Annotated in this window: 7 protein-coding genes; 3 read left to right on the top strand and 4 right to left on the bottom strand. The window is 40.3% G+C overall.

Annotation, left to right across the window (positions count from 1 at the left end; translation table 11 throughout):
- Positions 1-190 precede the first annotated feature (190 nt).
- Positions 191-373, top strand: a complete 183-nt coding sequence (locus tag ACMHKH_RS14445; RefSeq protein WP_181718284.1) for a hypothetical protein — start codon at positions 191-193, stop codon at positions 371-373.
- A gap of 3 nt (positions 374-376) precedes the next feature.
- Here ACMHKH_RS14445 and ACMHKH_RS14440 read toward each other — a convergent pair whose 3' ends face one another.
- Genes ACMHKH_RS14440 through ACMHKH_RS14430 form a run of 3 tightly spaced genes read right to left on the bottom strand, consistent with a single transcriptional unit; the run spans position 377 to position 1,265 of the window.
- Entirely contained in the window at positions 377-604 is a 228-nt protein-coding gene (locus ACMHKH_RS14440; protein ID WP_413521318.1) for a hypothetical protein, read from the bottom strand.
- Positions 605-606: 2 nt separating this feature from the next.
- Positions 607-1,008: a hypothetical protein gene (locus ACMHKH_RS14435; protein ID WP_413521317.1), complete on the bottom strand. Its 402-nt coding sequence runs from the start codon at positions 1,006-1,008 to the stop codon at positions 607-609.
- Positions 1,009-1,028: 20 nt separating this feature from the next.
- Positions 1,029-1,265, bottom strand: coding sequence for an EexN family lipoprotein (locus ACMHKH_RS14430; RefSeq protein ID WP_413521316.1), 237 nt, complete (start codon positions 1,263-1,265; stop codon positions 1,029-1,031).
- A gap of 235 nt (positions 1,266-1,500) precedes the next feature.
- Here ACMHKH_RS14430 and ACMHKH_RS14425 point away from each other — a divergent pair, with 235 nt between their 5' ends.
- Complete coding sequence (locus ACMHKH_RS14425; RefSeq protein ID WP_413521315.1) at positions 1,501-3,081, top strand: MobA/MobL family protein; 1,581 nt, start codon at positions 1,501-1,503, stop codon at positions 3,079-3,081.
- A 127-nt stretch (positions 3,082-3,208) separates the two neighbouring features.
- Positions 3,209-3,694 carry a tetratricopeptide repeat protein gene (locus ACMHKH_RS14420; RefSeq protein WP_413521314.1) on the top strand — a complete coding sequence of 162 codons (486 nt, stop codon included), beginning with the start codon at positions 3,209-3,211 and terminating at the stop codon, positions 3,692-3,694.
- Positions 3,695-4,252: 558 nt separating this feature from the next.
- Here the strand turns inward: ACMHKH_RS14420 and ACMHKH_RS14415 are convergent.
- Entirely contained in the window at positions 4,253-4,444 is a 192-nt protein-coding gene (locus ACMHKH_RS14415) for a hypothetical protein (protein ID WP_413521313.1), read from the bottom strand.
- Positions 4,445-5,478 lie beyond the last annotated feature (1,034 nt).

The following is a 5,478-nucleotide window of genomic DNA, read 5'->3' as shown; positions in this document are numbered from 1 at the left end:
AAACTGGTTGTTTATCCGAAACCCTTGAAAACAAAGGGCTACAGCTTTAATGAACTTATTTTATTTTAAAGAAACCAATATTAAAAAGGTTTCTTATCTAGCCAAAAACAACATTTAATATTTAAAACAACAAATTATATTCTATACCTAGTGTATATTGCGTATATACCACGTATATAGAGAAAGTATTATGTCCAACAAAAAAGACAAACTGTTTACCGCTAAGGTAGAAGAAAACCTACTAGAGGCGTTTAAACACGCTTGCAGCAATCAAGATACGACTGCATCACAAGCCGTCAGAGCCTTTATGAGAGACTACGCTAAGAAACATGGACAGGCTGATCTATTCGCACCCGAAAAGAGCAAGAAGTAATGCTTAGCGCAAGTTGAACAGGTCATAGGCTTTCATCTTCTTAGCTTTAATTCGACAACCGCCCTCGTAATACTCCACAAGCACATAGCTATCAATCGTATCAGCGTTGCACTTGGGGCAGCGGTAAACGCCCAGCTTTAAATTTTTATGTTCTTGAATGACGAGCTGTTGTTTTGATCGACAAGCATTACAGAATTTGAATGCTCGATTAGTAAAGCGCTTCGTATTCATATTTAAAGCCCTATATCTTCTCTAACAACGTCCTTGTCTCTATCCGATATAAAACCACTATCGAAAGCCTCTATCATCAACCGTATCAAATTGATATTAATGTCGCTATCTTCACTAGCCATCTTTTCAAAAGCGCTCATCCAAATCAGCTTGCGTCTAACCTCTGCTTTCCGAGCCTTTGCCTTATCAGCATCAATCATGCGCCTAGCATCAGCCCGAGCTTTTGCCAGTTGATCGGCTTTACGTTCAGCCTTCATCAATACTGCCAGCTTGCGATTATCGTCCTCACTTCTATTGTCTTTTTCGCCCAATATGATGATAAGTTGCTGGGTGTCATTTGGTGACTTAAAACCCTTAAATCTTTTAACCAAGTCATCAAGATAATCCGTATTGATGTTTGCCATATCTGCCTTCCTCATATTGCTTATTGGTTCATTCTATCTTCTAAACTTTTAACTTGAGATTTGGCTTCCGCTTCATTCGCATTTTTACAGTTTTCATCGCTTTGTTTATTGGCTTTACAGTCCTCTAAAACGGTAGAGCGAATATCCTCATTTTCTGATAAAAAATCAGTAGTATAACTTTCAGGTTCAGAGCTACAAGCAGATAGAAAACCCACAGATAAAACACTTACTGCAAATGTTAATAGATACTTATTCATTTCAAAAATCCAAAATTATCCGTTATTATTTATCGTGCCATCAGAGCTTATCATAAGGGGTATTGGTTGCCTAGTGACGGATGGTTGTAACCTTATCGAGGATATAAGGCACGCTTAGACGTTTCCCATTATTGCCCTATCGGTTATAATGAGAAACGGCGTGACAAGAGGCTAGCCCCTTTGTAATCCCCAGCAGGGGAAACCCCCACACCCCCAAAAACCAAAAGAGAAAAAAATGGCAATCGCAAGGCTCAGTGTCGGCATAGGAAAAAAAGGTAAGGCAAGCCCTCATGCCCAGTATATTGCTAGGGAAGGAAAGTATGCAAAAGACAATAATAGCTTAGAGAAACTAGAGCATACAGGGCATGGAAATATGCCAGCATGGGCAGACCATAACCCCAATTATTTTTGGCAAAGTGCAGACGAACACGAACGCAAAAACGGCAGTACCTACCGTGAACACGTGATTGCTTTACCGAGGGAGCTAGATAGCGACCAGCGCCACGAACTCATCAAAGATTGGATAGCGCAGGAGATAGGCGACAAACACGCTTATCAGTATGCAATCCATAACCCCCCAGCAATGGACGGTAAAGAACAGCCCCATGCTCACATCATGTTTAGCGAGCGCACAAGAGACGGCATCGAGCGTGACCCTGACCAGTATTTTAAACGCTACAACGGCAAGAACCCTGAACGTGGTGGCGCTAAAAAAGCCAATACAGGCATGAAGCCCGCAGACCGAAAAGCGGATCTACTAGCCCAGCGTGATAGATGGGAGCAGACTTGTAACGCCCACCTAAAAAGGGCTGGACGTTATCAGCGTATCAGTATGAAGTCGCTAAAAGAGCAAGGTATTGAGCGAGAGCCAACCAACTTCACCATGACCCAGCTTAAAAATCCTGAAATTAAAGACACCTACAAATCATTGCTAGAAGCCAAAGAACAAGACTTTCAAGCCAAATTAGACATCATTGAAGTATTGGAAGGTACAGCCCTAGTTGAGATTAACCGTCAAATAAGGTTAAAGGAGCAAGAGAAAAAAGCCGAGCAAGAGAAGGTTAAGGAGCGCACACAGAAGCCCGTAGAGCCACAGAAAGACCCACAAGCTACCAATGCCATACCAAAAGCCCCAAAACCGCAAATAGAGCCAATTAAGCCTGCCAATGCTCCCGTAATTGAAGGGCAGACCGTCAAAGAAGCGTTATATGTGGGGCAAGGTTTCGATGAAATGGTGGTACAGACTGCGGAGAGAATTAGATCAGAGGCTATAGAGCCATACAAGGCTGATATGACAAGGCTTTCAGCCGAGTACAAGGTATTGAAAGATAATAATTCATGGCTAGGCAGGGGTAAACGTGAAAAGCAGATGCGAGAGCTAGCTACTGAGTACCATATAGTTCAGAGGGATTATAACGCTGTCAAAGAGTATGATTTTACAATGGATGCTAAAAAACATATCGAGCAGATAGACCCTAAAGCTCACGCCACACATGAACAAGCAATGGAGACACTGAATTATCACGCATCGTTCAGATATGGGGCTGCTCAAGCACAGGCAGGGCGACGGTACACAGGAGAGATAATCGCAGTAAATCGCTTGGGCGTTATGCAAAAGACCCCAACAGGCAGAAAGGTGTACCATGATTTAGACAGCTTTGAGACGTTGCCAAACGTGGGCGACAAGGTAACAGCGATTTATAACAAGGACAGCAAAGCAGAGCTAGTGCCAGCAGATAAGGCAGAGCTAACAAGGCAAATACAGCAAGTAGAATTAGAACGGCAACAGAGCAAAGATATAGAGCGTGACCGCTAACGCCCTGCGGTTATTGGATTAAGAGTTAGCCAGGACAGGCGAAAAACACCGCCTGATCTTGGCTAGCTCTTAACCTTAAATAGTGCACCAATCTTAACTTGAAACACTTCTGAGGAAAATAACGATCATGCAATTACTGAAAAAAACACTTACTTTTGGATTAATGGTTTTGGGGATTGCAGTATCAGCTTCCGCCTCAGATTTTTTTAACAGTACAAAAGCATCAGCCGAACAAGGTGATGCTTCGGCTCAATTATCGATGGGAATAATGTACCACGATGGCAAAGAAGTAAAACAAGACTATAAAAAATCCGTCAAGTGGTTTGAAAAATCAGCCAATCAAGGAGATGCATTAGCCCAGCTTTATTTGAGTTCATTTTATTATTATGGCAAAGGTGTGCGCCAAGATTATAGCAAGGCATTTCAATGGACTTTAAAATCAGCTAATCAAGGAGATGCTGATGCTCAAGGACTAATCGGAGTTCACTATGAAGAAGGTAAAGGCGTTCAAATAAATAAGAATGAAGCAAAAAAATGGTACGGCAAGTCTTGTGATAATGGTAGCCAAACTGGCTGCGATTATTATCGTGATTTGAATGAGCAAGGTTACTGATTAGCCAAAGTAGAAAACCGATTGTTGGTATTATCGTTGGGCTTTTCTAAAAATAAATTTAGAAAATACCGTAAACACTGGGTATACAGACGACAGTTTGTGTTCTAGTGTAGGAGTCACACTCAATATTCAGTCACCATACTAAAAAAACCTAGCAGCAACCATCGTAGACAAAAGGAAAATTAAACCGCAGACACCAAGTGACCTCAAGATAAAACGCTTGTTATTCAATGCTAATCCCCTTTTATTGTTATGGTTATTCAATCAATATACACTAAGTATTGTGTAGTGCCAAAAAACATCGAATTACTCACAGCAAGTACACCCACAAGTACACCCAAAACACCTACCTACAGATAATCATATAACTATCAGTAACTTATCTATCGAGTATGGTACCCACTACAGCTACGATAATTATTCCTGTAAAGGTAGATTATGATAAATGGTTTTAGAGTATTTGAATCAGCTGAATTAGTAACGAAAAAGCCCCCTGCTGGGGGCTTTTCTATGTTCTATGTAGTTAATTTACATACTGAACTATAAGATAATACGATCTTATATTGGATCATATCCACCACACCTTGATGCGGTATCAGAATCATCATCTATATTACTTACTGTTATGCTTTCAGATTCAGGTGTTCCATCATACATTATGTTGTAAGCCTTTTCTAAAGCTAACTCTGCTGAATGAGCATATATACATAAACTGTCTTTAGAGTTTTCGCATAAGTAATTGTTTTCCATTATGATTCCTTTCATATTATTGATAGTTGCTTGTAAAGCACAACTAAATTTTAATTAGGTTTATATATCTACAAAGTGCATTTTATAGCAAAAAGATAATAGTTCATTAATAGAATTTGAGATATTCAAAAAATAAACCCCCCTACTACTTGACGCAATAGGGGGGTTTATCGTTTAATGTGGTTAATGGTTACAGAGAGTTTGGCGACACTCCGTAACGACCAAATAAGCATTCAGACTGCGTTATTTGACCAGCAATTAAGCCCATTAGGGCATATTCTAAGCCAAATCTAGGCTATTTTGCAATCAAATTACCTCTTTTAGCGATTATAAAACCCAGTTCTTACAAAACAAAACCGTGGTTTCATAATTTATTTGCTCGTTACCTTCAACCAATCAACGCCTTGTAACTGTTCCCTTGAAATGGGTGGCAGGCATCAGTGACGACTGCATTTCATGGGTGACAGTAAGCTCTCGACAGGGGGTTCTAGACATATTGAGCAACGCAATGAGTGGTTATATTGTTTTTCGAAGCGGTACATTGGGTGTATGCCCTTGCTAGCATTAGAAAGCGTATAGCGGTTAAGAGCGTGTCTAGGCGGTGCTATCAGCCGTAATCTTAACAGGGTCAGCTTGATACAGTGATGACCTCCTGATGAGTGTCCCAAGTCGTGCCGAGGGCATGAGTGAACACCGTCAAGGTAACAACACTAAAGGATTTGCAGTTTTTCAACTGTGAGTCCTTTAGGGTGAGTGTTCCCTGATTTCAGAACCCAGCCGAACCAAGAGCATAATAACTACTTAGGCTAAATCAAGTGTTATATAGCCCCCTAGGCTATATAACATAAGAGACTGAAGAAAAATTTAAGTTAAGATAATAATAAAAAAAAAGAAAAAAAAGCACTCAATCAGCAGATTGAGTGTAGGGATCATTGATTAAGTAACTCATGTGAAAAGAAAAATAGCCTTGAACCCTTGAAAACAAAGGGCTGTAGCCTTAAACAACTTATTTTATTTTAAGCACAACCTTTTTT

The organism is Psychrobacter glacincola (assembly GCF_965118485.1).
GTDB classification, from domain to species: domain Bacteria; phylum Pseudomonadota; class Gammaproteobacteria; order Pseudomonadales; family Moraxellaceae; genus Psychrobacter; species Psychrobacter glacincola_D.
The sequence above is the reverse complement of the archived record's forward strand: the minus strand, read 5'-3'. Positions and strand labels throughout refer to the sequence as shown.

Bases quoted from the DNA above. Each gene is read 5' to 3' on its own strand.
- ACMHKH_RS14415 (WP_413521313.1), bottom strand. From the start codon at position 4,444: ATGGAAAACAATTACTTATGCGAAAACTCTAAAGACAGTTTATGTATA.
- ACMHKH_RS14425 (WP_413521315.1), top strand. From the start codon at position 1,501: ATGGCAATCGCAAGGCTCAGTGTCGGCATAGGAAAAAAAGGTAAGGCA.
- ACMHKH_RS14430 (WP_413521316.1), bottom strand. From the start codon at position 1,265: ATGAATAAGTATCTATTAACATTTGCAGTAAGTGTTTTATCTGTGGGT.
- ACMHKH_RS14435 (WP_413521317.1), bottom strand. From the start codon at position 1,008: ATGGCAAACATCAATACGGATTATCTTGATGACTTGGTTAAAAGATTT.
- ACMHKH_RS14440 (WP_413521318.1), bottom strand. From the start codon at position 604: ATGAATACGAAGCGCTTTACTAATCGAGCATTCAAATTCTGTAATGCT.
- ACMHKH_RS14420 (WP_413521314.1), top strand. From the start codon at position 3,209: ATGCAATTACTGAAAAAAACACTTACTTTTGGATTAATGGTTTTGGGG.
- ACMHKH_RS14445 (WP_181718284.1), top strand. From the start codon at position 191: ATGTCCAACAAAAAAGACAAACTGTTTACCGCTAAGGTAGAAGAAAAC.